This is a genomic window from Mesorhizobium sp. Pch-S (assembly GCF_004136315.1).
Taxonomy (GTDB): domain Bacteria; phylum Pseudomonadota; class Alphaproteobacteria; order Rhizobiales; family Rhizobiaceae; genus Mesorhizobium.
Genome location: NZ_CP029562.1, coordinates 4,531,795 through 4,557,715 on the forward strand (window position 1 = coordinate 4,531,795; position 25,921 = coordinate 4,557,715).

A 25,921-nucleotide genomic window follows, 5' to 3' on the forward strand; every position below is an offset into this window, starting at 1 on the left:
TTCTATTCCTCCTCATATGCATCCCTGAAGTCTGCGCCGATCTCGCCCAGGAAGGTCGATTCCGCGCTTTGGGCGATGTCGCGATGGCGTTTCTGGTAGAGCTCCCACAGCTTGGCGTTACGTCCGCCGGACAGCAGGTTGGAGATTGCGGAATTGGCTTTCAGCTCTGCCTCGATCACCGATGGATCGAAACGATCGATCATGCGCCGCAGGGCGGCCTGCACGCCGCGCCAGGCGCGCACGTGATGCTGCGCCAGATCCTTCACCGCGTCGCTGATCGCAGCTTCGCCCGGGAGAAAACCGGGACTGCGCTCCGAGATGATGGTGACGATGACGTCCTCGACTGTCGGCAGGAATTTGAGCGGGTTGACCTCGGATGCGCCAACCATCGTCTGGGCGACGCGTGCGCTTCCCTTTTCCTCGCTGCGCTTGCGCAGAAGCTGCATCAGACCATCCAGCATCAGTCGGTATTCGCGCCCGAATTTTTCCATTTCGGCACTCGGATCGCGTTCGGGGAAATCGGCTTCCTCGACGCCCATGCCACGCAGGAATGCAGCGCGAAGGGTCATGTTCTCGGGGGCTGGCTGAGCGACGCGAGGGGCGCGGCGTGATGCGGCAGGAGGCTCCGCCGGCTGCGCGGGCAGATCCCATGGATGGGGCGCTTTCTGCTGCTCGGGCAGGCTGCGACCGGACTGTTCGATGGACGCGGGTGTCCGGGCCGGCCCGAAGCCGAAGTCGCCGTCGAAGTTGACCGGTTTCGGCGCAGGGCTGATTGCATCGTCATGCGATGGCATGTCAGCAGGCTCAAACGGGTCTGACTGGTCTGGCCTCGCGGCATCGTTCGACGCAGGCGTTGCCACCGGGTCGAGACTGAAGGGGTCGTCGAAGGCAGGTGAACGGCCTGCGGTCGAAGCGCGTTCATAGGTACCCGGTACCGGCTGCTCGAATGGATCCGGCAGGTCCGCCGGTCGCGGCCGATGCGGCTCTTCCTCGACCTTGACCGAGAAGAAGTCGTCCCCGCCGATATCCGCCGGTGCTCGTGATTGCGGTGGTGACCATGCCGGTGCGGCCTGGCTCGCCTGCGGCAGCCCCACCGATGTCTGGTTCGGGTTTGGCTGGACCTCGACATGCAGAACATAGTCACCCATTCTCAGCCGCATGCCGCTTTCCAGGCGGGTGGACCTGCCTGTGCCCAATGGGCTGTCGGAACCGTCGATAAACAGGCCGCTGCTCGATGTGTCGGTGATGAAGTAGCCATCGCGGCCGCCACTGATCTTGCAATGAGCGCGCGACACGAACATGTCCGGATCGTCTATCTGCCAGCCGGCATCGGCGCTGCGGCCAATCACCAGTTCGCCTTCATCCAGCCGGGCCTGCCTCATGCCCTGGGGGCGGGGACCCTGCTCAAGTGTCAGCAGCAGGCTCATACCGCCACCTCCGCCATTTCCGGCCGCCAGCCAACGATCGCGCGCAGCCGGAGATCGTCGGCATCTCCGTTTTCAGCCGGACGGGTGAGCCAGACGGTTCGGCCGAGCTGGATCGTGCCGACGCGCGGCGGCGGCACTGCGTCGCGCGCGAGCACGATACGCAGGTCGACGTCGAGCGTCTCGCCGATCATCTCGCGCACTGCCTTCTTGAACAGGGCAAGCCGCTGCTGGCCGGGAAGGAACGCCTTGAAGTCCTCGAGGCCGAGCGGGCCGACGCGCAGTTCGATCCGGCTCTGACGGCTGAAGACACGAGGACCGATCGTCGCCTCGCGCCCGAGTGCGGCGTAGGCGTCACCAAGGCGGGTCTGCAGCGTCTTCGGCATGCTGATCCATGCAGCGACGAACTCCTTGATCTGGACCGGCGCGTTGAAAGCCGCGGCGAGGAACAGTGTCAGGCGTTCCGAGCCGTCGACCTGATTGGCGAGGGAGCCGGCCTGGCGCAGACGTGCCGCGTCGAGCTCAGGGTCCTGCGTTCCGGGAAGGCCTATTCCGGCCATCGCCTCAAGCATGGCGCGAACACGTCCACCAACCGCACGTTCGACCTGCACCGCCGGGTTCGCGTCAGCCCATGCGCGGTAATAAAGCGCCATCATGCGGTGCTGCAGGATGTTGACGAAATCGACAAAGGTCGTGTCGCTGGTCTGCTCCGCATTGACGCCGCTGAACCAGCGCTGTGACAACCGGTCCAGCACCCAGCGCGTCAAGTGCAGCGGCATCGGTCCTTCCGGCCCGAGCAGACCGAGACTGGCGACGGTTATTCGCGCTGGCGCCTTGCCGTCGGCTTCCTGGAACTTGACCACATCTCTCGCCGAGAAGCTGAGGCGTATATGCTGGCCGAGTCTCGCCGGCTCGCGATCCGCCTGGCCCGAATAGCCGAACAGTCCACGACGCCGTTCCAGGCGTCGCAACAGTTCAAAAAAGTCGAAATCCTCCGACAACGGCTCAGTTTCGGGCTGCGTGGACTTCGCTAGATCAGGTAGCGATTGCCGGGCGTCATCGGCCATGGCACGTCCTCCTGTTTCTGCAGCAACCGAGTGCGTGTCCGCACAAAGCCATTTATGCCGGCATGGCGGGCGAAGAGCCGCGAAAGCAAGGCCGAAAGCAGCAGTGTGCTTTGGCCCGCGAGCACCGATTGGTCGATATGCAGCGTCACCTCGGTGCCGCGTCCGAAACACATGGGGCCATCGATCCGAAGCCGCTCGACCACAGGGCGCGAGTCGATGCGCACGATCGAGTGCACGTTGCGGGCGAGGCTCGGATCCCCACGATCGGCGTAGAGGTCGAGCAGCGCATGCAGCGGATCGACGCCACGTCCTTCCTTGGCAAGGCTCAGGAAGTTGAGCGACAGCTGAGCCACCAGTCGCCAGGCAAGATTATCGGCACGGGATTCGCCGTCGGCGCTTTCCGGGAGTGACGCCGGGATGGCCGGCTGAGGCGGGCGTAGCGCGCCAAGCAACCGCACAGCTTCAACCGGATCGGCTGTCTCCAAGGTCAGTTTTGGTGTGTCGTCCAGTATCGGCAGGTCGCGGTTGGTGCATAGCGCCGTGACATCGAGGCGTTTGAGCGGCCGGTTGGCGGGGCTGCCGAGCGGACGCGAGATGGCGAGGAAGACGTCGTCGCCTGTGTAGGAGGTACGGGTGAGGCCATCTCGCCGCTCGTCCTCCGTCGCCCGGCGCGGGCGACGTTCCGTAGAATAAACCCAGCCGCTGCCGCGATTCTGCCCGAGGCTGAACAGCTCCGGAATCCCGGCCTCACTGCCTTCGGCCTCGGCATCCTCCACGCGGGTGATCCGGAAAATCTCGAAATCCCGTGCCCGGGTGCGATCGGCGTGCAATACTTGACGCGTCCTGCGGGGATCGATCTCGACGACGTTGCACTCGCGTTCGAACAGATTGATGACCGGGGTCACGAAGAGCTCAAGGTCAGCCGCAGTCACATCGGCGAGCTCCGGCACCTGGCGTCGGAATTGGAAGATGATCTCCAATCCCGCCTCGCACTTACGGACCATTGGCTGCAGGCCGGCAACCCGCACATAGTGGAAACGCTCGGGGATCATGAAATATTCGCGCAGCAGCCGATATCCTTCGAAAGTCGGGCGGGTGCGCGGCATCAGCGCCTCGTCGTCGTGGATGCCGATCATCTCGGGTTCGGGCAAAGCCGATATCGGAGTGGTCTTGCCTTCCGCCCGCGCGCCCACCGCCGAGCATGCGCCGAAGATAGCATCGAAGAGCAGCGGCGCCTTGGTGCGACCGGCAAAGTAGATGTCGAGGTGATCGAGGGACAGATCGCTGAGTTTTCCCTTTCCCGTACGGGCGAGGGTGATGCGGAACGCGGCTTCGCCGCGCGCGCCGCCGGTTGGTGTGATGCCGGCGGCCGCAAGCGCACTGCGGTCCTGAAAGTAGCTGACCGCAGTGATCGCGATGGGCCATAAGTTGACCTCCTGTGCCGTGGTGAAGGTGCAGCGGGTCGAAAGCCCTGGATGCAGGCCGGAGACCAGCCGCGTGCCGCGTGGGACGGCGTAGCCGGCGATCATCGATTGCACCTGTTGGCCTGGCTTGAGCACGGCCATCGCAGTTGCCGGCGCCGGCGTCACCAGATCTGGATAAAGCACATCGAGAACGGCACGTGAGAAACGCGAGCGCTCGGCATCCACCTTCAGCCTTGTGCGTGCTGCGAGGAAAGCCACGCCGTCGAGAAGCCGCTCGACATAGGGATCGGGGCAAGGAACGGTGTCGAGGGAAAGATTGCGGGCCACCGCCGGATGCATGTCGGCGAATTCCGCAGCCAGTGCCCGGATATGGGTCAGTTCCTCCTCGTAATATTCCACGAAGACCCGATCCATCTCAGGTCTCCCGGAATTCGGTTCGAGCCAGGCCGTTGTCGAGATTGATGGTGGTGCGCAGCCGCATGCGTTCCGGCGTCGGCGTCATGATCAGCACGGCATCGATCTCGATCTTCAGCCCGAGGCTTTTGTCGCCGAGGGTGACGTCGACGGTCGTCTCGCTTTCCTTGAGGCGTGGTTCGAAGCTAGCCAGCACCTGGCGGATTTCGCGCGCCAGCACATCGCGGTCGAAATCCCGCGACGAACGGCCGGAGAAGGACGGCACGCCATAGTTCACGACACTGCGACGGACCTCGGGAAAGTCGGCAAGCGACGGCAGTTCGTCCAGGGATTGTTCCCGTTCCAGGTCGGAGAGCATCGGTTGGGATTCAAACCGTTCTGTGTTGAACAAGGCCTCGATGTCGCGCCGAACGGCTTCTCTGAGCACACGCGCCGAAACCACGACGCCGCGGCTTTCGATTTCCGCGCGGTGTTCAGCCTGGAAGGCCAACCGGTGCAGGCGCTGCTTCTGTTCGGACGAAAGTTCCGCATCGGCATCGATGGTGCGCGTGCTGCCGGCAAGAAGACCCTCGACGCGATCTGCGCCCAGTTCTTCTTCCAGCAAGCGACGCAGTCCGTCGATTTCCGACGTCAGGCCGGGCAAGTCGTTGATGAGGCGGTCCCAGAGGGAGGGTTGCACCGCCTCGCGCTTTGCCCGGGAGCTGCCGGCAGGTCGCGCCTTCGCGTCGGGCTGCCTGGCATCACTTGCCGACATAGACGTCCATTTCAATCTCGTCGTCCTTGTCGTAGACGAACTTGATCTTCTTGTAGGCGAAGCTGACTTCTTCCTCGATCAGATCCGCTTCGTCGTCGGCCTGCCGCATGTCGTATTCCATGATCGAGGCGTCGGTGAGCGTCACGACCAGATAGTCGCTGGTCTCGCCGTCGATGGTGCGGCGTGCCGAAAACACCACCTCGTCAAGCGCCTTGTTCTCGAACAGCGCCTTCTTCAGGTAGGGCGATGCCTTGTCGTAGTGCTTGGTGAACTTGATCATGCCGAGTGCGACACGGCCGCGACGCGACAAGGAATTGGGGTCGTAGGGCGCGATCATCTTATAGTCGACGCCATGCACTTCGATCTCGTCTTCGTGGCCGTCGCGCTGGCTCGGACCCTTGATGTCCGGGACTTTCAAGAAGCCGTCGATTTTCATCGAAGGCGCATCGGTTCTTGCTGTAGTCGGCATTGTCTTTCTCCACCGCTTTGAAACGAAACAGGATGATTTCGCTGCTAGTTCAGCCCTTTACGGAGGGCAGTTCCGACACGAGCCGGAGCGAGGCATTGATGCCTTCCAGCTGATAGTGCGGACGTAGGTAGAAACGCGCATTGTAGTAACCGGGCCGGCCTTCGACGCTGTCGACCTGGACCTCGGCCGCAGCAAGCGGGCGCTTGGCGCGGGCCTTGTCATCGGCAAAGGCGGGATTGGCCAGCACGTACCGGTTGATCCACTCGGTCAACCAGATCTGCATGTCGGAGCGCTCCTTGAACGAGCCGATCTTGTCGCGCGCGATTGCCTTGAGGTAATGCGCGAAACGCGACACCGGGAACAGATACGGCAGGTTGGCGGAGAGCCGCTCGTTAGCCTGTGCATCCGGATCCACGAGGCGACCAGCGCGGGTCTCGTCGTCCTGCAGAGAATGAGCACCGATGAAGGCAGCAAGGTCGGTATTCTTGCGGTGCAGGATCGGCATCAGGCCGAGCTTGGCCAGTTCAGCCTCGCGCCGGTCGTCGATCGCGACTTCCGTCGGGCATTTCATCGCGATCGATCCGTCGTCGGTCGGGAAGGCGTGCACCGGCAGGTTCAGCACCGTGCCGCCATTCTCGACGCCGCGGATCTGGGTACCCCAACCGTAGAGTTTGTGACTGCGGTTGATGTTCACGCCCATCGGGAAGGCAGCATTCATCCAGACGTATTTGTTGTGGTCGCCCTCCACCTCTTCCTCGAAGGTGAAGCCTTTCACCGGAACGGTCTCGGTGCCGTAGGGAAGCCGTGCCAGCACCCGCGGCATGGTGAGGCCGATATAGCGGGCGTCTTCGCTCTCGCGCAGCGATTGCCACGATGCATAGGCCGGGTTCGACACGATCATCTGCAGGTCCTGCGGGTTCGGCAGTTCCTGCCAGCTGTCCATCCGGAACAAGCGCGGCGAGGCGGCGGCGATGAAAGGCGTGTGTGCGGAAGCGCAGATGCCGGAAAGGTTGCGGAGCAGGCCGACATCGCGCGGATGGTTCGAGAACTCGTAGGCGCCGATGATGCAGCCGACCGGTTCGCCGCCCAGCATGGAATACTCGTCCGTGTAGACTTTCTTGAAGATGGGACTCTGGTCCCACATCTGGCCTTCATAATCTTCGAGCGTGTCGGCCAGCTGCTCCTTGGAGATGTTCATCACCCGGATCTTCAACTTGGTATCCGTCTCGGTGTTGTTGACGAGATACCAGAGGCCGCGCCATGTGCCCTCCATCTCGCGCACTTCCGGCGCATGCAGGATCTCGTTGACCTGCGTCGTCAACATCTTGTCTATGCCTGCTATCAAGGACTTGATCGACTTGATGGCGTTGGACGAGATCGTGGTGGTCTCGGAACGGGACTGCGCGGCGAGCGCCAGGTTGCGCACAAGCTGCTGCAGCTTTTCGCTGTCGTCCTTCTTGACCTTGAAATCCTTTTCCAGGAGCCCGCTGAATTCACCGAGATCGATCGCTTCTGCCTCGGCAGTGGCGGCTGCTGTCTTTTGCTGTTCGGCCATGGCTCATTCCTCCGCCTTGTCGTCATCGGACATCGCCTGGCTGGCGATCCTGCTCAGCAGCGGCTCGTTGTTCAGAAGTTGCGCGATGCGCTTTTCGGCATCGACCCGACCGTCCATGAAGCCGAGCAGTTCTTCGAGCTGGCGGCGCATCTTGAGGATCTCGGCCAATTGCGGCACCTGCTCGGCCACCTTGTCCGGCGCGAAATCCCCCATCTTGGAAAAGGTGAGATCGACGGCCAGCTCTTCGTCGCGCTCGGCACCCTCGGCTTGCGGCAACGTGTTCTTCACGCGCGCCTTCACGCGAGGCCCCATGGCTTCCATGAACTTGGGGAAGCGATTGGCGTCGGTCTCGACGAAGTTGCGGTCCAGAACCGACTTCGACGCTTCCTTGGTCTGTGAGGCACCGGAAAGGTCCGCCATCACAGCCATGACGAACGGCAATTCGATCGTCGTCGGGCTGCCGTAGGTCTCAACATCGTAGGCGATCTGCACGCGCGGGGCGCGGTTTCTTTCGATGACCTTAGCTTTGCTCTCTGCTGGCATGCCTTTTACCTTTCATCCTTCTGGGCCGGCTTCTTGGGATCGGGAACGCCGGCGAGCAGCCGGAATTCCTTCAGCCCGGACGGGGCGAGATCTTCCATCAGTTCAACGAAATCCATGTGCACCATCCGGCGCACACGGCGGGCAAGATGCGGTATCGGGCTCGATGGCTCCGTGCGGTCGTAGAAGGCCACGACAAGGTCGAGGCATTTGACGACATCGTCGCGCGAGCTGATCCGGTCGGGCAGCCCGACACCTGGTTCCACTAGGCTTGCCACGCTTGCCATCGTTTCGGCTCCATGACCGTTTCGGGCGGGCGACACCGGTTCTTCCGGCGGCGGGGTTGGTTTTACGGCTCCATTGGCCACGGGGCCGGCCGGCGAATTCCGTTCCAGGGTCGTCAGCAAACGCTGCAGGAATCGCTTCAATTCCGGGATGACCGGGCCATTGCCTTCGATGCGCTTGTTTAAGGCTGCGTCGACCTCATCGAGCGCCGTGATGGCGGAGCGGGCATCGGCGAGCAGCGAGGACATCACATCATCAGCCTGATCCGTCTGTGCCGCACAGCCGCTCCGCACGCGGTTCAAAAGCTGGTTGTGGGCACCGACCAACGCAGCCTTCTCGGCTGCGTTCAACCCGGAAGCCGCCTCCTGCAGCATGACGCGCTCATCGAGCGCGCTTTTCTCCAGGTCGCGTCCGCTGATCGGTCCGACCTGACGCGGCGAGAAAAAGATCGTCTCTCTCAGGTTGGCCAACAGGCCTTCCTGTCCGTTCTGGAGATCCAGCAGCGCATTGATGCGGCGCAAGGCGGCATCGCGCGGCGCTGCATTGGCGCGCAATGTCGGATGCATCGTGTCCCAATGCTGGTCGAAGGTCCTGGAGATGAGGGTCAGGCCCTGCGCCAGTCCTGCCAGCCCTTCTTCGTTGGCGAGGGCCCGCGCGACAATGACCAGAAGGCGCAGATCCCGGCCACGAGAGCGAAGCTCGTCCGCCTTTTCGAGGACTGCGGCCCAGTCCACCGGCGTGGACTGCGATGAGGGCTTGCCGGTGCCGTCGTGGACAAGTTTGAGCTGCGGTTCGGTAAGACGCTCGAGCTCGTGAAAGGCCTGCTCGTTGCGCAAATCCTCCCCTGACGGATTCTCACCGTTCAGAGGATTCAGCCAGAGTGCGATATCAATCACACCTACCCCCAGCCAGCGGCCCTGAGACCCCTGTGTGACGTAACGTTATCACACGGCCTCACTCTACCACAATTGAGCGACATCTCAAAAAGCCAACGGAAGCCGAACGCGACCGTTTCCTGGACAAACCCATCGCGCAATTGCCTGCCTCGGTATGTGAAATGGCTCGCATAGGCCGGACCGAAATTCGGTGTTTGTTGTGAGGCCTTTTTTGTTGCCGGGAAGTGTCGTCTCGGGGCGCATTCCAACGCCAAAAACCGTCACATGCTTTGTCAAGCCGCTGCGGATATGGCAGGGTATGTTCGGCAGACTTCGGGAGCAGGTTCAGATGGAACAGCGCCGGTCTTCACAGAGCTTCAAACGCAAGGAGCTCGTCGCCAAGCTAAACTCTCTCTGTCAGCGGGCGTTCAAGGCGGCCGCAGATGCCACCAAGCTGCGTGGCAATCCTTATGTCGAGCTTGTCCACTTCATCGAGCAGCTGGTGCTTTCCGAGCGCTCGGATGTTCAGATGATTGTCGCCGACGCCGGGGTGGACCCGAGCCGCCTGACCGCCGACATGACCCGTGCCGTCGACAAGCTGCCCTATGGTGCGACCTCCATCGAGGAATTCTCCGACCATATCTTTCACGCGATCCAGGAAGGCTGGAACCTGGCGACGCTGGAGTTCGGCGTGGAAGAAGTGCGCAGCGCCCATATCCTGCTTGCCTGCCTGAAGACGCCGGTGCTCGAAGGCCTGTTGGCGAAGATCAGCACGGAGTTCGACAAGATCGACGCCGACGGAGTCATTTCCCGCTTTGCGGAGGTCACAGAAGGCTCTCTTGAAGCTGGTTCACCTGCCGTTGCCGCAATTGCCGAAACACCGGTGAGACGCGGTTTGGGTGCGGATTCCGCGCTGGCAAAATACGCGACCGATCTCACCCAGCGCGCCCGCGACAGCAAGATCGATCCGGTCGTGGGTCGCGATCCGGAAATCCGGCAGATCGTCGACATCCTGATGCGGCGCCGGCAAAACAATCCGATCCTGACCGGCGAGGCGGGCGTCGGCAAAACGGCTGTGGTCGAGGGTTTTGCCCTGCGCATTGCCCAGGGCGACGTGCCGCCGTCGCTGCAGAACGTCAGCGTCCGCATGCTCGATGTCGGGCTCATGCAGGCCGGTGCCAGTGTGAAGGGGGAGTTCGAAAAGCGGTTGAAGGCGGTTATCGACGAGGTACAGGCCTCCGAAACGCCAATCATCCTGTTCATCGACGAGGCTCATACGCTGATCGGTGCCGGTGGCGCGGCGGGCACCGGCGATGCGGCCAATCTCCTGAAGCCCGCGCTGGCAAGAGGTGAGCTTCGTACCATCGCCGCCACCACCTGGGCCGAATACAAGCAGCACATCGAAAAGGACCCGGCGCTGACACGCCGCTTCCAGGTCGTCAAGATCGACGAGCCGGCGGAAGCCGTGGCCGTGCTGATGCTGCGCGGCGTTGCCGGGGTGTTGGAGTTTCACCACAAGGTGCAGATACTGGATGAGGCGATCGAGGCTGCGGTCTCGCTCTCACATCGTTATATCCCGGCCAGGCAACTGCCGGACAAGGCGGTCAGCCTTCTCGACACTGCTTGCGCCCGCGTGGCCGTCTCGCAGCATGCGACGCCTGCCGAAGTCGAGGACATTCTGCGCCGGCGCCAGGCGTTGGAGGTCGAGCGAGGCATCATCGGTCGCGAAGCCGCAATCGGCATCGACGTCACGGACCGACTGGCCAAGGTCGAGGCCGGGTTGGTGGAGACCGAGACCACCCTTGCTGCTGCCCAGGCGCGCTGGGATCGCGAAAAGCTGCTGGTGAGCGAGATTCTCGACCTGCGCGCCAGGCTGCGCGGCGAGGGTTTGCCCCTGGATGCGGCCACGGGCGAGGAAACGGCGGCAGAACCGGAGAGCGCCGAAGCGATGGCGGCTGAGGAAAAAGCCACCAAAAGCAAGGACACCAAGGCCGAGAGAACCAGGAAATCCAAGGTGGGAAACGCCGGTGCCGAAACAAAAGGCGTCGAGACGGAAAATGGAGGTTCACGGCCGGAAGCGGCAGCTGACCTCGCACGATTGCGCGCCTTGATGGCGGAGCTCGTCACAGCGCAGGGCGAAACGCCCCTGATCTTGCCGTCGGTCGACCGCAATGCCGTCGCGGCGGTGGTTCAGGACTGGACCGGCATTCCGACGGGCCGGATGCTGTCCAGCCAGACCGAGAAAGCCCTGAAGCTCGCTCCCACCTTGTCGGCGCGCGTGGTCGGTCAGGATCACGCGATGGAAATGATCGCCAGGCGCGTGCAGACCAGCCGCGCCGGCCTCGGCGCGCCGGAAAAGCCGGTAGGGGTTTTCCTGCTTTGTGGTCCCTCCGGTGTTGGCAAGACCGAAACCGCGCTGGCATTGGCGGAGACCCTTTATGGCGGCGAGCAGAACCTGATCTCGATCAACATGTCGGAATTCCAGGAAGCGCATACAGTCTCGACGTTGAAAGGGGCGCCGCCCGGCTATGTCGGTTACGGCAAGGGCGGCCTTCTGACCGAGGCGGTGCGCAGAAAGCCCTACTCGGTGATCCTCCTCGACGAGGTCGAGAAGGCGCATCCGGATGTGCACGAGATCTTCTTCCAGGTCTTCGACAAAGGCATGATGGACGACAGCGAGGGGCGTCGCATCGACTTCAAGAACACGCTGATCCTGCTTACGTCGAATGTCGGCTCCGAGGTCATCATGGATCGCACGAAGAACGGGACCGTGCGCACCGGCATCGAAGATCTCGATACGGCGCTGCGTGCGCCGCTGCTGAAGGTGTTTCCGGCGGCGTTCCTCGGTCGCGTGGTGACGATTCCTTACTATCCGCTTTCGGATTCGATGATCGAGGCGATCGCACGGCATCAGTTCAACAAGATCGCAAAGCGCCTGAGAGCCACCAACGACGCCGAGCTGGTGATAGGCGATGGCGTCATGGATCTGGTCAAGGCGCGCTGCACCGAGATCGAATCCGGTGGCCGCATGATCGATGCCATACTGACCAACACGCTGCTGCCGGAGTTGAGCCGCGGCGTACTCAGCCGCTCGCTCGACGGAGAAAAGATGACGAAGGTCATCGTGGGCGCCTCGGCCGAGGGGTTCACCTACGCGTTCGAATAACCTTGTCGATGGCCGGGCGTTCTTTCGAGGTCTGTCGAAGAGACCTTCGAGCGGCTCAAGTCGAACTGGCTCGCTCGCCGTACCAAAGCCCCGTGACCGCGGACAAATCAACGTGAAAGCCGGTGCCAGCCTCCGCTCGATCTTGTAGCAAGGCGTGTCCTCTGATTCCCTAGGAGCGGGGGAATCGTCTGATTCGTATGCTCGTTGCTCGGTTCTGCGCGGCGTAGCGGGTGCTTTTCACAGAGGGACCACAATGACCGCCAAGCCTGAAATACTGGAGATGAAGCCCAAGATTACGGTCTTCGGGGTCGGCGGCGCCGGTGGAAATGCCATCAACAATATGATCGCCGAAGGCTTGCAAGGCGTGGAGTTCGTCGCCGCCAACACCGACGCCCAGGCGCTGACCATGTCGAAGTCCTCGCGGCTGATTCAACTGGGCGCGCATGTTACCGAGGGCTTGGGCGCTGGCTCCATTCCGCAGGTCGGCGGAGCAGCTGCGGAGGAATCCATCGACGAAGTCATGGATCACCTGGCAGGAACGCATATGTGTTTCATCACGGCCGGGATGGGCGGCGGCACAGGGACGGGTGCGGCGCCCGTCATTGCGCGCGCGGCACGCGATGCCGGCATCCTGACGGTGGCTGTCGTCACCAAGCCTTTCGCCTTCGAAGGCAGGCGCAGGATGCAGGCTGCGGAGGAAGGAATAGAACGTCTGCGCGAGAGCGCCGACACAGTGATCGTCATCCCGAACCAGAACCTTTTCAGGATCGCTGACGCCAAGACCACGTTTGCCGATGCATTCGTGATGGCGGATGGCGTGCTCAACGCGGGTGTCCGGTGCATCACCGATCTCATCGTCAAGGAAGGCCTGATCAATCTCGACTTTGCCGATGTGCGGTCGGTGATGAAGGACATGGGGCGCGCGATGATGGGGACAGGTGAAGCGACCGGAGAAGGGCGTTCAAAGGCGGCAGCGGAAGCTGCAATCGCCAATCCGCTGCTCGACGAGGCGTCGATGACAGGCGCCAGGGGCCTGCTCGTCTCCATCTGCGGCGGCACCGACATGACGCTGTTCGAAGTCGACGAGGCCGCGACAAGGATACGGGAAGAGGTCGATGCCAATGCCGACATCATCGTCGGTGCCATCTTCGATCCGGCCTTGTCGGGAAAATTCCGGGTGTCGGTCGTGGCGACCGGTTTGCGCAACAGTGTCGATGCGGCACAGCTTCAGCAACGGATCGCCTGAAGCAGCCGATGCTTCGTTTTGCACCCGAGATCGGCTCCAAGGCAGGCGATCACGGCGTGCGAGCGGAGTGAACGTCAGGTTCCGACCGCGCAACGGCTGACCGCTTTGCCGTTGCTCATATGTGCAACTTGTCCCGATGCCCGGTCTTGGCAGTCGCACCGTTCGTGCAGCCATGCTAGGCTCTGGCAATGAACGTCGTCGCGCCGTCCCTGCTTCTTGGCCTCGATACGCTCCTTGAACGATTGGCTTCCTTTGGTCCGCAGGCGCGGGCTGCCGGCCTCACGCTCGGGTCGGTGCTGTTGTGGGCAACATGGCCGACGCTGGCGACCGTGGCGAACCCGGCGCCTCCGTTTCTCATATTCGGGCTGGCCGCCGCAGTCGGCTTCGTCGTTTCGTTCGGCGTCTCGACGGCGCAAGGCAAGGCAGCCGGTTTCTTTGCCACATCACTTCGAACACTGGCCATCGTGACGATCGGCCTGTTAGCCAACAACATTCTCTATCTGCTGGCCATAAACAGGATCGGACCGGCGGAAGCCAACGTGATCTCCTATCTCTGGCCTGTGCTGCTGGTCGCGATCATGGCACGGCTTCGGAGGCAGCGGCTCGGGCGGGTGCAGGGGCTGGGGATCGCAGTTGCCTTCATCGGAGCGGCTGTTGCGATCGGGCCTGCCTTCGAGAACAGCTTTGATGCGGCCGGCATCTTGCTCGCCTTCTTCAGCGGTCTCATCTTTGCCATCTATGCCGCCGTCCGCTCGTACGGACGCGAGACACATGATGTAGTGGGGCCCTCCATGGGGTTGCTTGCCGTCCTGTCACTCGGTCTTCATTGGGCTTTCGAGCCATCTGCGAGCCTCTCGCTCCCTCAGTGGCTGGCCATCGCGGGTATCGGCATCGCACCGTTGACGCTTTCCAACGCCTTGTGGGATCGCGCGGTCCGGACGGGCTATACGGCGATGATCTCAGGCCTCGCCTATCTGACGCCGCTGGCTTCCCTTGTCTTGCTCGCCGTTTTCGGCGTCGGCACCGTGACGGTCTATGTTGCGGCGGGCGGGCTTTTGGTCGTCACGGGTGCATTGGCTGCCTCCGGTTTCCTGCCGCGTGGCAGGAACCCCCGCGCTTAAGGAGCAACCAGCAAGATCATCATCAAACCGAGCCGGGGTGGGGGCCGAACTCGAACAGGGAGAGGTGCGGATGAAAATCCTCATCGCGGGTGGAGGTATAGGCGGGCTCGCAACCGCGCTTTGCCTGCATGCAGGCGGCATCGAAGCAGAGGTGTTCGAACAGGCTCCGTCAGTGCGTGAGCTCGGCGTAGGCATCAATGTGCTACCACATGCGATCAAGGTGTTGGCGACACTTGGTCTTCTACCTGCTCTGGATGAAGCAGGCATCAGAACGCGCGAACTGATCTACACCAACCGCTTCGGGCAGACCGTCTGGCGGGAATTGCGGGGCATGGATGCGGGCTATGATACCCCGCAATTGAGCATCCATCGCGGCAAGTTGCTGCAGGTACTTTTCCAGGCGGCGGTGGAGCGACTGGGTCCGGCGCGTATCCATGTCGATCACAGGCTCGTTGACTTCCAAGAGCGTGGCGATCGTGTGGTGGCGCGATTCGAGCGAACGGAGGGGGCCGGATCGATCGAGGCGGACGGCGACGCGCTCATCGGCGCAGATGGCATCCATTCCAAGGTGCGCTCCACTCTCTATCCCAATCAACGCCAGCCGATCTGGAGCGGCATCATGATCTGGAGAGGAGCGGTCGAGTGGCCAACCTATCAGGACGGCCGGACGATGGTCATCGCCGGCAGCAACACGTCCAAATTCGTCTTCTACCCGATCCATGCGGATCCTCAGAAACCGGACAGGCGCTTGACCAACTGGGCTGTCATGGCACGCGCCGACGCGGCTAAAGTTCCATTAGGACGGGGCGACTGGAACCGCCCCGGACGTCTCGAGGAAACGCTGACCTTCGTGCGCGACAAATTCCGGCTCGGCTTCATCGACCCGGTCAGCCTGATCGAAGCGACGGGGCCTTTCTATGAGTACCCCAACTGCGACCGGGATCCCGTGGCGCGCTGGTCGTTCGGAAGGGTAAGTCTGCTCGGTGACGCTGCCCATCCGATGTATCCGGTCGGTTCAAACGGCGCCAGCCAGGCGATCCTCGACGCGATCTGCCTGGCCAGGCATCTGGGCGGTGTCGGATCGATCCAAGATGCGCTGAGTGCCTACGATACGGAACGCCGTACAGCGACAAGCGAAATCGTGCTGGCCAATCGCAAGGGAGGACCCGAGGGCGTCATCGATATGATCGAAAAGCGCGCGCCTCACGGCTTCGACGACATCGAGCAAGTCGCGACTTACCAGGAACGCGAGGCCATCGTGCGCGGTTATGCATCGATGGCCGGCTTCTCCAGGGACCAGGTCAATCGGAGCAAGGGCTAGTCAGACCGCCATGGCCATGTCGCTCGGCTTATCCGTGCCGAAGACACTGCTCAGGTGGTCGGCCGTTCTCCGGTAGTGTGCCTCCAGAAGCGCCGTCGCCTTGTCGGCATCGCGCGCCAGGGTCGCTTCAGCCAATGCACTGTGTTCCGCCTGGACATCGCGCCCGGCAGGGTGGGTTGCTGCCAGCAGCGTCGGAATTCGGTAACGCTCGGTTGCGGCGTAGAGGCGCTCGAAGAACTCCAGCGTCCAGGGTGAATTGCAGGCTGCCAGCAGGGCTCGGTGGAAAGCGTAGTGCCGAGCTTCGAGCGTCCAGATATCGGCGTCCGGGCCGGTCCGGCCGACCTGCAGGTTGAGCGCGTAGAGTGCTGATACGATGCCTGCCGCCCAGTTGTCGTCGCCGAGCTCGATCGAAGCGCGAAGCGCGTCGCATTCGACCTTGATGCGCACGTTCACGGCGTCGTGCAGCTCATCGAGCGACAACGGTGCAACGCGGAAGCCGCGCAGGGATTCCGCCGTCACCAGGCGCTCGGCATGCAGCCGATTGAGGGCCTCCCGCAGGGGCGAGAATCCCATGTCATAACGCTCGCTGAGATCGGAAAGGCGCAGCGGGCGCCCAGGCGCCAGCTCGCCGCGAATGATATCGTGACGCAGGGCGTCGTAGGCCTTCTCGGCAAGAGTCATGACTGGATCCTTTGTCGCGACTCTAACCTATGGGTCGGTTTGTCGGCAATTCCAAAGATTTTCGAAAATAATTATTGCTTTCGAAAAAATGATCGCCCATGCTGACGGTCGATCAAGCTACGAGCGGGAGGGTTCGATGACAAATTCGCACGAGAACCATCGGGAGGATGTCGTCGGGCGGGCCAATGTCGAGGATACGCCTGAATTGCTGGCGTATTACGGGGACCTCGAGCGTTTCAGCGCCGGTGCGCTCTGGACGGTGGCGAACAAGATCGAGCCGTGGGAGCCGAAATCGCAATCGGTTCCGGTCGTCTGGCGCTATCGCGATCTGCGCGAACACGTTCTCCGTTCGGTACAGCTGGTGACGCCGGAAAAAGCGGGGCGTCGGGTGATCTATCTGAACAATCCCGGCCGAACCGAATTTGCTGCGGCGGTCGGTTGGCTCTATGCCGGGCTCCAGGTGATGAACCCGGGCGAGGTCGCCAGCGCGCATCGACACTCGGCGTCCGCGATCCGTTTCATCATGGAAGGCTCCGGCGCCTATACGGTCGTCGACGGTCACAAGATGACGCTGGGCGCGAATGATTTCGTGCTGACACCCAATGGCACCTGGCACGAACATGGCGTCGAGGCCACCGGCTCGCCCTGCATCTGGCAGGACGGGCTGGACATTCCGTTCGTCAATGCGATGGAGGCGAACTTCTACGAGGTGCATCCGGACCTGCGCCAGGCGGTCGGATTTGCGGTCGACGACATGACCAAGACCTGGGGCAATCCCGGGCTCAAGCCGACGGGGCAGGGCTGGGACAAGGGCTACAGCCCGATGTTCAAATACGAATGGGCTCCGACCTATGAAGCCCTGACGAAGTATTCAGCCTGCACGGAAGGCTCGCCCTTCGACGGCGTGCTGATGGAATATGTGAATCCGGTGACACAGGGACCCGTCATGCAGACTATGGGCGCTAGCATGCAGATGCTGCGTCCGGGCGAGCACACCAAGGCGCACCGCCATACCGGCAGCGGGCTCTATCATGTCGCCAAAGGCAGGGGCCACTCCATCATCAACGGCAGGCGCTACGACTGGCAGGAGCATGACATCTTCTGCGTACCATCCTGGGCGTGGCACGAGCATGTCAACAGCTCGCAAAGTGACGATGCCTGCCTGTTCTGCCTGTCCGATCTTCCGGTGATGCGGGCGCTCGGCCTCTACCGCGAGCAGGCTTTCGCTGACAATGGCGGTTTCCAGCCGCTGCTCTAGGGGAACTACGATGAAACTTGTGACCTATCGCGCCTCGGTCGAGGCTGCGGCGCGGCTTGGTGTGATCGCCGATGATCTGGTGGTCGACGTCGCGGCACTGGCTGCGTCGCAGGGCAAAAATCTGCCCGTGAGCATGCTGGAGCTGATCGATGCCGGTCGGCCCGGCCTCGAAACATTGCGCGATTGCCTGGCTGCGGCCAATGGCCGGTTTCCGACCGGAACGGCGGTGGCACTGGCCAATGTGAAGCTGCTGGCGCCGATCCCGAGGCCACGCAAGAACATCTTCGGCATCGGGCTGAACTATGTCGAGCATGTCGCCGAAAGCGCGAAGTCGCTCGACACGTCGAAGGACCTGCCCAAGCAGCCGGTGATCTTCTCCAAACCGCCGACCACGGTCATCGGTCCCGGGGACGGAATTGAGCACAACGGCAAGATCACCCAGCAGCTCGACTGGGAGGTGGAGCTGGCCGTTATCATCGGCACCACGGCCAGACGGGTCGCGAGGCAGGATGCGCTGCGCCACGTCTTCGGTTATTCCGTGATGATCGATGTGTCGGCCCGCGACAACAGGCGTGCGGGACAGTGGATCTTCTCCAAGGGCCAGGACAGCTATGCTCCTTTCGGTCCCTGCATCGTTACCGCGGACGAGATCACGGATCCCCAGACGCTTGATCTCTGGCTTACAGTGAATGGCGTGGAGAAGCAGCGCTCGAACACGCGCCACATGCTGTTCAAGGTTGACGACCTGATCGCGGACATATCCTCGGGCATCACCCTGGAGCCGGGCGACATCATCGCCTCCGGCACACCTGAAGGTGTCGGGGCGGGGCGCAGTCCGCAGGAATGGATGTGGCCTGGCGACACCATCGTCGCCTGCGTGGAAGGCATTGGTTCGCTGCGGCATCCCGTCGTCGACGCAACACCGGAGTAAAGGCCATGACCCAGACATTCAAAGCGGCTGTCGTTCAGATGGCCTCCGTGCCGGACAATGCACGCGCCACCGCTGAAGCCGCTGCCGGGCGGCTGCGTGAAGCGGCGGCGAACGGTGCGCGGCTCGTCGTTTTTCCGGAGGCTCTGGTCGGGGGCTATCCCAAGGGAGCAAGTTTCGGCGCGCCCATCGGCATGAGGAGACCGGAAGGGCGCGCAGCTTTTGCCCATTACCACGCCGGCGCGATCGACCTCGATGGAGAGGAGGTGGCGATACTGGCCGAAGCCGCTGCGGAAACCGGAGCGTTCGTGGTTATCGGTGTCATCGAGCGAGACGGTGCAACGCTCTATTGCACGGTGCTCTATTTCGATGGCGAGCGGGGGCTTGTCGGCAAGCACCGCAAGCTGATGCCGACGGCGGGAGAGCGATTGATCTGGGGGTTCGGCGATGGTTCCACCATGCCGGTGTTTCGCACCGACATAGGCACCATCGGCGCCGTGATCTGCTGGGAAAACTACATGCCTGCCTTGCGCATGCACATGTACCATCAGGGTGTGACACTCTACTGCGCGCCCACCGCGGACGATCGCGACACCTGGCTGCCGAGCATGCAGCATATCGCGCTCGAGGGGCGTACCTTCGTGCTAACAGCCTGCCAATACATCACGCGGGCGGCGTTCGGCCCCGATCATGAGAGCGCGTTGGGTGACGATCCGGATCTGGTGATGATGCGTGGTGGTTCTGCCATCGTCAGCCCGCTCGGCAAGGTTCTCGCGGGGCCGGATTTCAGCGGCGAGACGATCCTGTACGCGGAGATCGATCCGGGCGAAGTCATGCGGGCGAAGTTCGATTTCGATGTCACCGGTCACTATGCAAGGCCGGATGTCTTCAGCCTCGTCGTGGATACGCGCGCGAAGCCGGCGGTCCGCGAGGTCTGATGCGTTTCGACCTCGAGGATGTCGGTACGCAGAACGCCTACAAGCTGCTTGCCGCCACCGTCATGCCGCGGCCGATCGCCTGGGTGGTGACACAGGACGCCCAGGGTCGGGTCAATGCCGCGCCGTACAGCTTCTTCAACGTCATGGGGTCGGCGCCGCCCACCATCGCGCTCGGCATTCTTGCCAGCCCGGATCGAGGTTTCAAGGACACCGCCCGCAACATCCTCGACACCGGCGAATTCGTGGTCAACCTGGTGCCTGAGCGGCTTGTTCGGGCCATGAACATCACATCGATCGATGCGCCACCGGGGATCGAGGAATTGAAGCTGGCGGAACTGGAAACCCTGCCGTCGGACACGGTAGGCCCGCCGCGTATCGCTGAAAGCCCCGTCGCCTTCGAGTGCATTTCGCTGTCGACGGTGGAAACGGGACCGACACAGCTTGTCGTCATCGGCCAGGTCCAAACGGTACACATAGCCGACGAATTCGTACTCGATCCCGAACGGGCCCATATCGACACCCCGAAACTCGACCTCGTCGCCCGGTCCTACGGCAGCGACTATGTGCGCAGTCGCGACACCTTCAGCCTGGTGCGCCCGACCTGGCGGGAGCATCAGACCGCGTTGGCGGGAATTCTGTCGGACAAGTCATAATTTTCGAAAATCCTATTGACAAATTGCGCGCGGCGATAAAACTTAACTCACAAGTAAAGAAAATCGCAAAAACAGCGATACATCAATGGGAAGGAAGCGATGCTGCAAGAGCGCATCGAAGGGAAGTGGCTTGCCTGCTTCCGGCGGGTTTTCGCACTCAACGGTATCGGCACCGGCACCAAGGTGGCTGTGCTGTCGGAAACGCAATCGCGGCCGGTCCTGATCCATCTTTCGGATCTGGCGCTGCACGATCTCGGTGCCGAATACTGCATGATCCAGATGCCGACGCCGCGTCAGGTGGCGCCCGTTCCGGTGAAGTCGACCGGCACGTCCTGGGCCATCCAGCAGAACCGCGCCGTCATCGAGGCACTGAAGCGCGTCGAGGTCATCGTCGACTGCACGGTGGAGGGGCTGATCCACGCTCCGGAATGGCCCGAGATCGAGGAAGCCGGCTATACGCGCCTGCTGGTGGTCTGCAACGAACATCCAGAAATCCTCGAGCGCACGGAGCCGATGGCCGAGCTCGGCCCGAAAGTGGCATTGGGCGTGCAGATGCTGCGCGAGGCCAGCGAGATGCGCGTCACTTCCGCCGCCGGTACGGATCTCGTCATCGATCTGCGCGGTGCGCCTTGCGGCGGCACGCCGGGCTTCGGCACCAAGCCGGGTGATGTCGCGCACTGGCCGGGCGGCCTTTGCCTGGCTTTCCCGGGCCAGAACAGCGTCAACGGCCGCATCGTCATGGATGTCGGCGACATGAACCTGACGTTCAAGTCCACGCTGACCAGCCGCATAGACTTCACGGTCGAGAACGACTTCGTCACCGCCATCAAGGGCGAGGGCATCGATGCCATTCATTTCCGTGAGTACATGGAAGCCTGGGAAGACCGCAATGCCTACGGCATGAGCCATGTCGGCTGGGGCATGCATCCGCGCGCACGCTGGGTGTCAGCCGCGATGTACGACAAGCGCGACATGCAGGCCGTCGAGTTCCGGGCGCTGGCGGGATCGTTCCTCTGGTCGACAGGGGCCAACCAATATGCGGGGCGCTACACGCTCGGCCATTTCGATCTGCCGATGCGCAATTGCACGATCACGCTCGATGGAACGATCGTCGTCAAGGACGGCGTGTTGCAGGGCGAACTGGCGCTCTGACGCCTCTGGAGAAAGACCAAGAATGAGCGAAATTTCCGACTACTACGACCTGTCGCGCATCCGGCCGGAGGTCCAGAAGGTCCTCAACCGCGTCAACGAGCTCGGCCGCGAACGCTTCGCCGGCCGTGCCAGAGGTGTTGACGATGATGCATCCTTCCCGGTCGAGAACTACAGGGATCTTGCCGAAGAGGGTTTTCTCGGACTCTGCATCCCGCAGGAATTCGGTGGCTGGGGCTTTTCGATGTTCGAATATGCCATGGTCGGTGCCGAGATCGGCAAATATTGCGGCGCCACCGCGCTGACCTTCAACATGCACAATTCCTCCATGGCGTGGTCGCGTTTCATGTTCGAGATGCCGAACCTGACGGTCGAGGAGAAAGCGACTTTCGCGCCGCTGCGCGAGCGTCAATTTCGCCGCGCCATCGCCGAGAAGGCGTCTTCTCCCAGCCGATCTCCGAAGGTGGTCAGAACTGGACCTCGAAGCCGAACCAGACCCAGTGCCGCAAGGTGGATGGCGGCTGGATGATCAACGGTTTCAAGAAGTTCGCTTCGCTGGCCGGCTATTGCGATTATTACACCATCGTCTGCACCGAGGTGTTCGAAGGCCTGGAGCCGCGGCACGAGGACACCATGCTGTTCGTTGTCCACAAGGACACGCCGGGCCTGTCGGTCAAAGGCGACTGGGACCCGCTAGGCATGCGCGGCACCAACAGCCGCGACCTGATCCTGAAGGATGTCTTCGTTCGCGCCGACGACCTTCTGATGCCGCGCGGCATCTTCAACAAGACGCTGCCGAACTGGCCGCACATGATGATCACGCTCTCGCCGACCTATATGGGCGTGGCGCAAGGCGCCTATGATTTCATGGTCGACTACCTCAAGGGCAAGATCCCGGGGCAGCCGCCGGTCGACCGCCGCATGTACGCCACGAAGCGCATCGCCGTCGGCAAGATGTATGCGCGGCTGGCAAACATGCGTGCGCTGTGGTGGCAGGCTTTCGGCGAATCCAAAGGCTTCCCCAACAAGGCGGAAGTGCAGCGCATGTATGCCGCCCAGTACAATGTGATGGAAGGTGCCGCCGAGATGACCTCGATGGCGATCCGTACCTGTGGAGGGCAGTCGATGCTCAAGTCGTTGCCGCTGGAGCGCATGTACCGTGACAGCCGCTGCGGTGCCCTGATGCTGCCGTTCACCTCCGAAATCATGGAGGACTATCTCGGTGTGCTGTCGCTCTACGAGATGGACGAGCTCGACCATGCCCCGGGCGACGAGGGCGGTGCCCGTACTTCGCTGTGGCGGGGCGACAGCGGCAGTGGCGCCCGCGCGGTCCGATAAGCACCATGGCACGCGATCGGGTCCATGTCGCCGGACACAGTTCAGCTTCGCCAGAGGCTGTGTGGGCTGTTGCCCGCGACTTTGGCGGGCATTGGCATCCCGGCATCGCAACCATCCAAGCCGAGCAGGATGCACGGGGGTCGCTGGTGCGTGCGTTCACGGCACATGGCGAGGCCACGCTTTATCGCGAGCGACTGACCTTTCTCAGCGATAGTGACCGCTCGCTGACCTATACCCATCTGGAGGGCATAGCTGGCGTCGCCAGCTACGACGCCCGCTTGACCGTCTCATCGGCCGCGGATGGAGGCAGCATCATTGAATGGGTCGCTGATGTAGAGGCGCCGGATGCTGCGCGCGCCGCCTCGGTCTGTCTGGGAACCAGACCGATTTTCGAAACGGGCATCGAGGCGCTTTCCAGACAGGCTGAGCGTGCGGCTGAAACTCGGGTTGGAGTACCATTTCTACCGGTCGAAGCCGAGGATTTGAGCTTTGGCGATGCGCCACGACTGGCGCTGACGGTCACGTCCCGAAAAGCGGGGCCGCTTTGCCTGTTTCTGCATGGCATTGGCGGCGGACGCGCCAACTGGCTGCCGCAAGTGACCGCTGCCGGAAATGTCATGCGCGCTGCCGCGCTTGATCTGCGTGGCTATGGCGACAGCACGCTCGGGCCGAACCAATCCACCGTCGACGACTATTGTGCCGACATCCTGCGTGTTCGAGAGACGCTGGGCGCGGACAGACTGGTGCTGGTCGGACTTTCCTATGGTTCATGGATCGCGACGTCCTTTGCCATGCGTCATCCGGAGTTGTTGGCGGGCCTGGTGCTTTCGGGGGGCTGCACAGGCATGTCGGAGGCTGGGGTGGAGGAGCGGGAAGCATTTCGCGTCAGCAGGATGGTGCCGATCGACGCCGGCCGGACCCCTGCGGATTTCGCGCCCGCGGTGGTGAAGGTGCTGGCCGGGCCGAACGCGTCGGATACGATCAAGGCGCAGTTGCTGCACTCCATGGCCGCGATACCGGCTGCTACCTATCGCGATGCGCTGCTCTGCTTCACCGACCCGCGGGAACGGTTCGATTTTGCACGCTTGAACATGCCTGTACTTATGATGACCGGCGAACACGACAGGCTGGCGCCGCCCACCGAAATCCGGGGTGTCGCGCACCGTATCCTGGCCCAAGCCCGAACGCCTGACGTGCGCTACGAAACCATCATGGATGCTGGGCACGTCTGCAATGTGGAGCAGCCGGCGGCATGCAATCGCATCCTGCTGGAATTCCTGGGAAAGCTGCCGAAATGACAATTCTTCCGCGCCGTCAGCAGAACCGGATCATTCGCGAACGGCGCATCCTCGATGCCGCTCTCAAAGTGTTTTCCGAAACCGGCTATTCGGGGGCGACCATGGATGCCGTTGCCATTCAGGCCGGCCTGTCGAAGCCGACGCTCTACCAATATTTCGAATCCAAGGAAGCGCTGTTTTCGGCCATGCTGCTCGGCGAGCGCGACCTGATGCTGGAATTCTTCCAGCATCCCTCGGGTGACGGCATGGTGGCCGATCTGCTCGGGTTCGCATGGGACTATGCCGATACGGTGCTGCGTCCCGACCTGCTATCGCTGGCCCGCCTCATCATCGGCGAGGTGCATCGTTTCCCCGAGATCGGTCATGCCTACCAGGAGTCCGGACCCGACCGGCTGCTGCGCGGCATCATGGAACATCTCGAAGGCCGCCGAGCCGACGGCCAACTGGTGTTCGAGGATGCCGAACTGGCGGCGCAGGATCTATGGGGCCTGATCCTGTCGGCACCCCGAAACCAGGCCCTCTACATGCCGGATCACCTACCGGATCGGGCTCAGATCGAACGCTACATAAACAACGGCTTGCGCGTCTTCCTGAAGGCCTATTCGACCCGGCCGGCAGAGGACGTTGCCACACTAGAAGCGCTCATAAGCGCCCATTCCCTGCAGCAGGTGGAACATGACAGTTGATGATTATCTGGCCGATCCGTCCAGCCGGTTCGCAACAGTTGCGATGGTCGACACGAACGGCCTTCTGCGCGGGCAGATGGTGTCAGCCGGCAGCCTGAAAGGCATCGCCAGAAGTGGCATGGGCATGTCGCCCGTCACGCTGGCGCTGGATCCGACCGACGTGATCCAGCTCGTGCCCGGCGTCACCGACGGCACATCCGATTTCCATGACGACCCGCTCGTTCTCGACACGACGACGACGCGCCGCTTGCCGTGGTCAAAGCCCGGACACGATCTGCTGGTGCTGTCCAACTATTCGGGCGAAACGGCACAGCTTTGCCCGCGTTCGATCCTGAAGCGGGTTCTCGATCGCGTCGGCGAAGCCGGATATGTGCCTCGCTACGGCATGGAGCTCGAATACACGCTGTTCGACGAGACGACGGAAAGTGCGCGCGCCAAGGGCTATCGCAATCTCAAGACGGCGACGCATCACAACAGCCACGATCTCGTGCTTTATCAGGTCGAACAGACGGAATGGTACGAAGCGGTCGCTGCGATGTGCGAGCCGCTGCGCATCGATCTCGCCAAGATGCATGAGGAAATCGGCGGCGGCTTCCTCGAAGCCTGCATCGCGGCGGGAGAGGGGCTGGAGCCGGCGGATCAGCTGGTGCTGCTGAAGAATTTTCTGCGCGCGCTGGCGCAGCGGCAGGGCAAATGCGTCACCTACATGCCGCGCTGGACGGAGGCGGCCGACAGCCAGTCGATCCATGTTCATGTCTCGCTGAAGGATCGCGGCGGCAAGTCGGTTTTCCACGATCCTTCCCGGAAGAATGCCGTGTCTCAGACCTTCCGTCATTTCCTGGGCGGACTGCAGACCTACATCGGCGACCTGACTTTGCTGTTCCAGCCGACGGTCAATTCCTATCGTCGTTTTGCGCCTGGAACATTCGCGCCACCCGGTCTGAGCTGGGGCTACGAGAACCGCACCACATGCTTCCGCATCGTGGGGCACGACGCTGGTTCGCTGCGGGTCGAAAACCGTCTGCCGGGCGCCGACACCAACCCGTATCTCACGGTCGCCGCGACCATTGCCGCAGGTGTGACGGGTATACTGGAAAAGATCGAGCCGGAGCCCGAGACAGTCGGCAACGGCTACGGCCAGGAACCGGCGCGGGATTTTGCACGCTCGATGCCCGAGGCGATCGAACGATTACGCGCCTCGGCCTTTGCCAAGGACTGGTTCGGGGCACGTTTCGTCGAGGCCTTTTCCTCGACGCGCGAAAGCCAGCACAACGAGTTCCGGCGCAAGATTCCCGACGTGGAGCTGGAACGTTTCTTCGACCTGGGGTGAA

General features: G+C 62.4%; 23 protein-coding genes. 14 read left to right on the plus strand and 9 right to left on the minus strand.

All coding sequences use genetic code 11. The annotated features are described in order from the left end of the window. Window positions 1–2 precede the first annotated feature (2 nt). The 8 genes from tagH to tssA all read right to left on the minus strand — a co-directional run bounded on the left by tagH (window position 3) and on the right by tssA (window position 8,828). Window positions 3–1,427, minus strand: a complete 1,425-nt coding sequence (tagH, locus tag C1M53_RS21240) for a type VI secretion system-associated FHA domain protein TagH (RefSeq protein WP_129414036.1) — start codon at window positions 1,425–1,427, stop codon at window positions 3–5. Further along, window positions 1,424–2,491: a type VI secretion system baseplate subunit TssG gene (gene tssG / locus C1M53_RS21245; RefSeq protein WP_129414037.1), complete on the minus strand. Its 1,068-nt coding sequence runs from the start codon at window positions 2,489–2,491 to the stop codon at window positions 1,424–1,426. Before tssG ends, tagH begins: the two co-directional genes overlap by 4 nt. Then, the gene (gene tssF, locus C1M53_RS21250) at window positions 2,455–4,329 is read right to left on the minus strand and encodes a type VI secretion system baseplate subunit TssF (protein ID WP_129414038.1); all 1,875 of its coding nucleotides are present in this window, start codon (window positions 4,327–4,329) and stop codon (window positions 2,455–2,457) included. The genes tssG and tssF overlap by 37 nt, the downstream gene beginning before the upstream one ends. Before the next feature lies 1 nt (window position 4,330). Next, entirely contained in the window at window positions 4,331–5,083 is a 753-nt protein-coding gene (gene tssE, locus C1M53_RS21255) for a type VI secretion system baseplate subunit TssE (protein WP_129414039.1), read from the minus strand. Continuing rightward, window positions 5,070–5,519 (minus strand): Hcp family type VI secretion system effector, encoded by a 450-nt coding sequence (locus C1M53_RS21260; RefSeq protein WP_165358353.1) that lies wholly within the window; start codon window positions 5,517–5,519, stop codon window positions 5,070–5,072. The genes tssE and C1M53_RS21260 overlap by 14 nt, the downstream gene beginning before the upstream one ends. Before the next feature lie 82 nt (window positions 5,520–5,601). Beyond that, window positions 5,602–7,107, minus strand: a complete 1,506-nt coding sequence (gene tssC, locus C1M53_RS21265; RefSeq protein WP_129414041.1) for a type VI secretion system contractile sheath large subunit — start codon at window positions 7,105–7,107, stop codon at window positions 5,602–5,604. A gap of 3 nt (window positions 7,108–7,110) precedes the next feature. Further along, complete coding sequence (gene tssB, locus C1M53_RS21270) at window positions 7,111–7,650, minus strand: type VI secretion system contractile sheath small subunit (RefSeq protein WP_129414042.1); 540 nt, start codon at window positions 7,648–7,650, stop codon at window positions 7,111–7,113. 5 nt (window positions 7,651–7,655) lie between these two features. Continuing rightward, complete coding sequence (gene tssA, locus C1M53_RS21275) at window positions 7,656–8,828, minus strand: type VI secretion system protein TssA (protein ID WP_129414043.1); 1,173 nt, start codon at window positions 8,826–8,828, stop codon at window positions 7,656–7,658. Between the two features lie 328 nt (window positions 8,829–9,156). Between tssA and tssH the strand changes: the two genes are divergently transcribed. The 4 genes from tssH (at window position 9,157) to C1M53_RS21295 (ending at window position 15,661) form a co-directional block, all read left to right on the plus strand. Next, window positions 9,157–11,973: a type VI secretion system ATPase TssH gene (gene tssH / locus C1M53_RS21280; RefSeq protein ID WP_129414044.1), complete on the plus strand. Its 2,817-nt coding sequence runs from the start codon at window positions 9,157–9,159 to the stop codon at window positions 11,971–11,973. Between the two features lie 253 nt (window positions 11,974–12,226). After that, window positions 12,227–13,219, plus strand: a complete 993-nt coding sequence (gene ftsZ / locus C1M53_RS21285) for a cell division protein FtsZ (protein WP_129414045.1) — start codon at window positions 12,227–12,229, stop codon at window positions 13,217–13,219. A gap of 188 nt (window positions 13,220–13,407) precedes the next feature. Beyond that, window positions 13,408–14,340, plus strand: a complete 933-nt coding sequence (locus tag C1M53_RS21290) for a DMT family transporter (protein ID WP_129414046.1) — start codon at window positions 13,408–13,410, stop codon at window positions 14,338–14,340. Window positions 14,341–14,410: 70 nt separating this feature from the next. After that, a complete protein-coding gene (locus C1M53_RS21295) occupies window positions 14,411–15,661 on the plus strand; it encodes a flavin-dependent oxidoreductase (RefSeq protein ID WP_129414047.1) in 1,251 nt (416 codons plus the stop codon). On the opposite strand, the gene C1M53_RS21300 is transcribed toward C1M53_RS21295, so the two are convergent. Beyond that, complete coding sequence (locus C1M53_RS21300; protein ID WP_129414048.1) at window positions 15,662–16,342, minus strand: GntR family transcriptional regulator; 681 nt, start codon at window positions 16,340–16,342, stop codon at window positions 15,662–15,664. Between the two features lie 136 nt (window positions 16,343–16,478). On the opposite strand from C1M53_RS21300, the gene C1M53_RS21305 reads away from it, so the two are divergent. From C1M53_RS21305 to C1M53_RS21345, 10 genes are all read left to right on the plus strand, one after another. Next, window positions 16,479–17,600 carry a cupin domain-containing protein gene (locus tag C1M53_RS21305; RefSeq protein ID WP_129414049.1) on the plus strand — a complete coding sequence of 374 codons (1,122 nt, stop codon included), beginning with the start codon at window positions 16,479–16,481 and terminating at the stop codon, window positions 17,598–17,600. A 10-nt stretch (window positions 17,601–17,610) separates the two neighbouring features. Further along, complete coding sequence (locus C1M53_RS21310; protein ID WP_129414050.1) at window positions 17,611–18,531, plus strand: fumarylacetoacetate hydrolase family protein; 921 nt, start codon at window positions 17,611–17,613, stop codon at window positions 18,529–18,531. Window positions 18,532–18,536: 5 nt separating this feature from the next. Further along, a complete protein-coding gene (locus C1M53_RS21315) occupies window positions 18,537–19,466 on the plus strand; it encodes a carbon-nitrogen hydrolase family protein (RefSeq protein ID WP_165358206.1) in 930 nt (309 codons plus the stop codon). After that, the gene (locus C1M53_RS21320) at window positions 19,466–20,119 is read left to right on the plus strand and encodes a flavin reductase family protein (RefSeq protein WP_129414052.1); all 654 of its coding nucleotides are present in this window, start codon (window positions 19,466–19,468) and stop codon (window positions 20,117–20,119) included. The genes C1M53_RS21315 and C1M53_RS21320 overlap by 1 nt, the downstream gene beginning before the upstream one ends. 99 nt (window positions 20,120–20,218) lie before the next feature. Then, a complete protein-coding gene (locus C1M53_RS21325; protein ID WP_129414053.1) occupies window positions 20,219–21,271 on the plus strand; it encodes a peptidase M29 in 1,053 nt (350 codons plus the stop codon). Between the two features lie 22 nt (window positions 21,272–21,293). Beyond that, window positions 21,294–21,797 (plus strand): acyl-CoA dehydrogenase family protein, encoded by a 504-nt coding sequence (locus tag C1M53_RS32195; RefSeq protein ID WP_245488236.1) that lies wholly within the window; start codon window positions 21,294–21,296, stop codon window positions 21,795–21,797. Next, the gene (locus tag C1M53_RS32200; RefSeq protein WP_245488237.1) at window positions 21,794–22,606 is read left to right on the plus strand and encodes an acyl-CoA dehydrogenase; all 813 of its coding nucleotides are present in this window, start codon (window positions 21,794–21,796) and stop codon (window positions 22,604–22,606) included. The genes C1M53_RS32195 and C1M53_RS32200 overlap by 4 nt, the downstream gene beginning before the upstream one ends. 5 nt (window positions 22,607–22,611) lie before the next feature. Further along, window positions 22,612–23,904, plus strand: coding sequence for an alpha/beta fold hydrolase (locus C1M53_RS21335; protein ID WP_129414054.1), 1,293 nt, complete (start codon window positions 22,612–22,614; stop codon window positions 23,902–23,904). Continuing rightward, entirely contained in the window at window positions 23,901–24,590 is a 690-nt protein-coding gene (locus C1M53_RS21340) for a TetR/AcrR family transcriptional regulator (protein WP_144222421.1), read from the plus strand. Before C1M53_RS21335 ends, C1M53_RS21340 begins: the two co-directional genes overlap by 4 nt. After that, entirely contained in the window at window positions 24,580–25,920 is a 1,341-nt protein-coding gene (locus C1M53_RS21345) for a glutamine synthetase family protein (protein WP_129414056.1), read from the plus strand. Before C1M53_RS21340 ends, C1M53_RS21345 begins: the two co-directional genes overlap by 11 nt. Window position 25,921 lies beyond the last annotated feature (1 nt).

What these genes read in the sequence shown, in the direction of transcription:
- C1M53_RS21310 (WP_129414050.1), top strand. Translation starts at nt 17,611, where the DNA reads ATGAAACTTGTGACCTATCGCGCCTCGGTCGAGGCTGCGGCGCGGCTT.
- tssG (WP_129414037.1), bottom strand. Translation starts at nt 2,491, where the DNA reads ATGGCCGATGACGCCCGGCAATCGCTACCTGATCTAGCGAAGTCCACG.
- C1M53_RS21325 (WP_129414053.1), top strand. Translation starts at nt 20,219, where the DNA reads ATGCTGCAAGAGCGCATCGAAGGGAAGTGGCTTGCCTGCTTCCGGCGG.
- C1M53_RS21290 (WP_129414046.1), top strand. Translation starts at nt 13,408, where the DNA reads ATGAACGTCGTCGCGCCGTCCCTGCTTCTTGGCCTCGATACGCTCCTT.
- tssH (WP_129414044.1), top strand. Translation starts at nt 9,157, where the DNA reads ATGGAACAGCGCCGGTCTTCACAGAGCTTCAAACGCAAGGAGCTCGTC.
- tssB (WP_129414042.1), bottom strand. Translation starts at nt 7,650, where the DNA reads ATGCCAGCAGAGAGCAAAGCTAAGGTCATCGAAAGAAACCGCGCCCCG.
- C1M53_RS21295 (WP_129414047.1), top strand. Translation starts at nt 14,411, where the DNA reads ATGAAAATCCTCATCGCGGGTGGAGGTATAGGCGGGCTCGCAACCGCG.
- C1M53_RS32200 (WP_245488237.1), top strand. Translation starts at nt 21,794, where the DNA reads ATGATCAACGGTTTCAAGAAGTTCGCTTCGCTGGCCGGCTATTGCGAT.
- C1M53_RS21305 (WP_129414049.1), top strand. Translation starts at nt 16,479, where the DNA reads ATGACAAATTCGCACGAGAACCATCGGGAGGATGTCGTCGGGCGGGCC.
- C1M53_RS21320 (WP_129414052.1), top strand. Translation starts at nt 19,466, where the DNA reads ATGCGTTTCGACCTCGAGGATGTCGGTACGCAGAACGCCTACAAGCTG.
- C1M53_RS21300 (WP_129414048.1), bottom strand. Translation starts at nt 16,342, where the DNA reads ATGACTCTTGCCGAGAAGGCCTACGACGCCCTGCGTCACGATATCATT.
- ftsZ (WP_129414045.1), top strand. Translation starts at nt 12,227, where the DNA reads ATGACCGCCAAGCCTGAAATACTGGAGATGAAGCCCAAGATTACGGTC.
- C1M53_RS21315 (WP_165358206.1), top strand. Translation starts at nt 18,537, where the DNA reads ATGACCCAGACATTCAAAGCGGCTGTCGTTCAGATGGCCTCCGTGCCG.
- C1M53_RS21335 (WP_129414054.1), top strand. Translation starts at nt 22,612, where the DNA reads ATGGCACGCGATCGGGTCCATGTCGCCGGACACAGTTCAGCTTCGCCA.
- tssE (WP_129414039.1), bottom strand. Translation starts at nt 5,083, where the DNA reads ATGTCGGCAAGTGATGCCAGGCAGCCCGACGCGAAGGCGCGACCTGCC.
- tssF (WP_129414038.1), bottom strand. Translation starts at nt 4,329, where the DNA reads ATGGATCGGGTCTTCGTGGAATATTACGAGGAGGAACTGACCCATATC.
- tagH (WP_129414036.1), bottom strand. Translation starts at nt 1,427, where the DNA reads ATGAGCCTGCTGCTGACACTTGAGCAGGGTCCCCGCCCCCAGGGCATG.
- C1M53_RS21345 (WP_129414056.1), top strand. Translation starts at nt 24,580, where the DNA reads ATGACAGTTGATGATTATCTGGCCGATCCGTCCAGCCGGTTCGCAACA.
- C1M53_RS32195 (WP_245488236.1), top strand. Translation starts at nt 21,294, where the DNA reads ATGAGCGAAATTTCCGACTACTACGACCTGTCGCGCATCCGGCCGGAG.
- tssC (WP_129414041.1), bottom strand. Translation starts at nt 7,107, where the DNA reads ATGGCCGAACAGCAAAAGACAGCAGCCGCCACTGCCGAGGCAGAAGCG.
- C1M53_RS21340 (WP_144222421.1), top strand. Translation starts at nt 23,901, where the DNA reads ATGACAATTCTTCCGCGCCGTCAGCAGAACCGGATCATTCGCGAACGG.
- C1M53_RS21260 (WP_165358353.1), bottom strand. Translation starts at nt 5,519, where the DNA reads ATGAAAATCGACGGCTTCTTGAAAGTCCCGGACATCAAGGGTCCGAGC.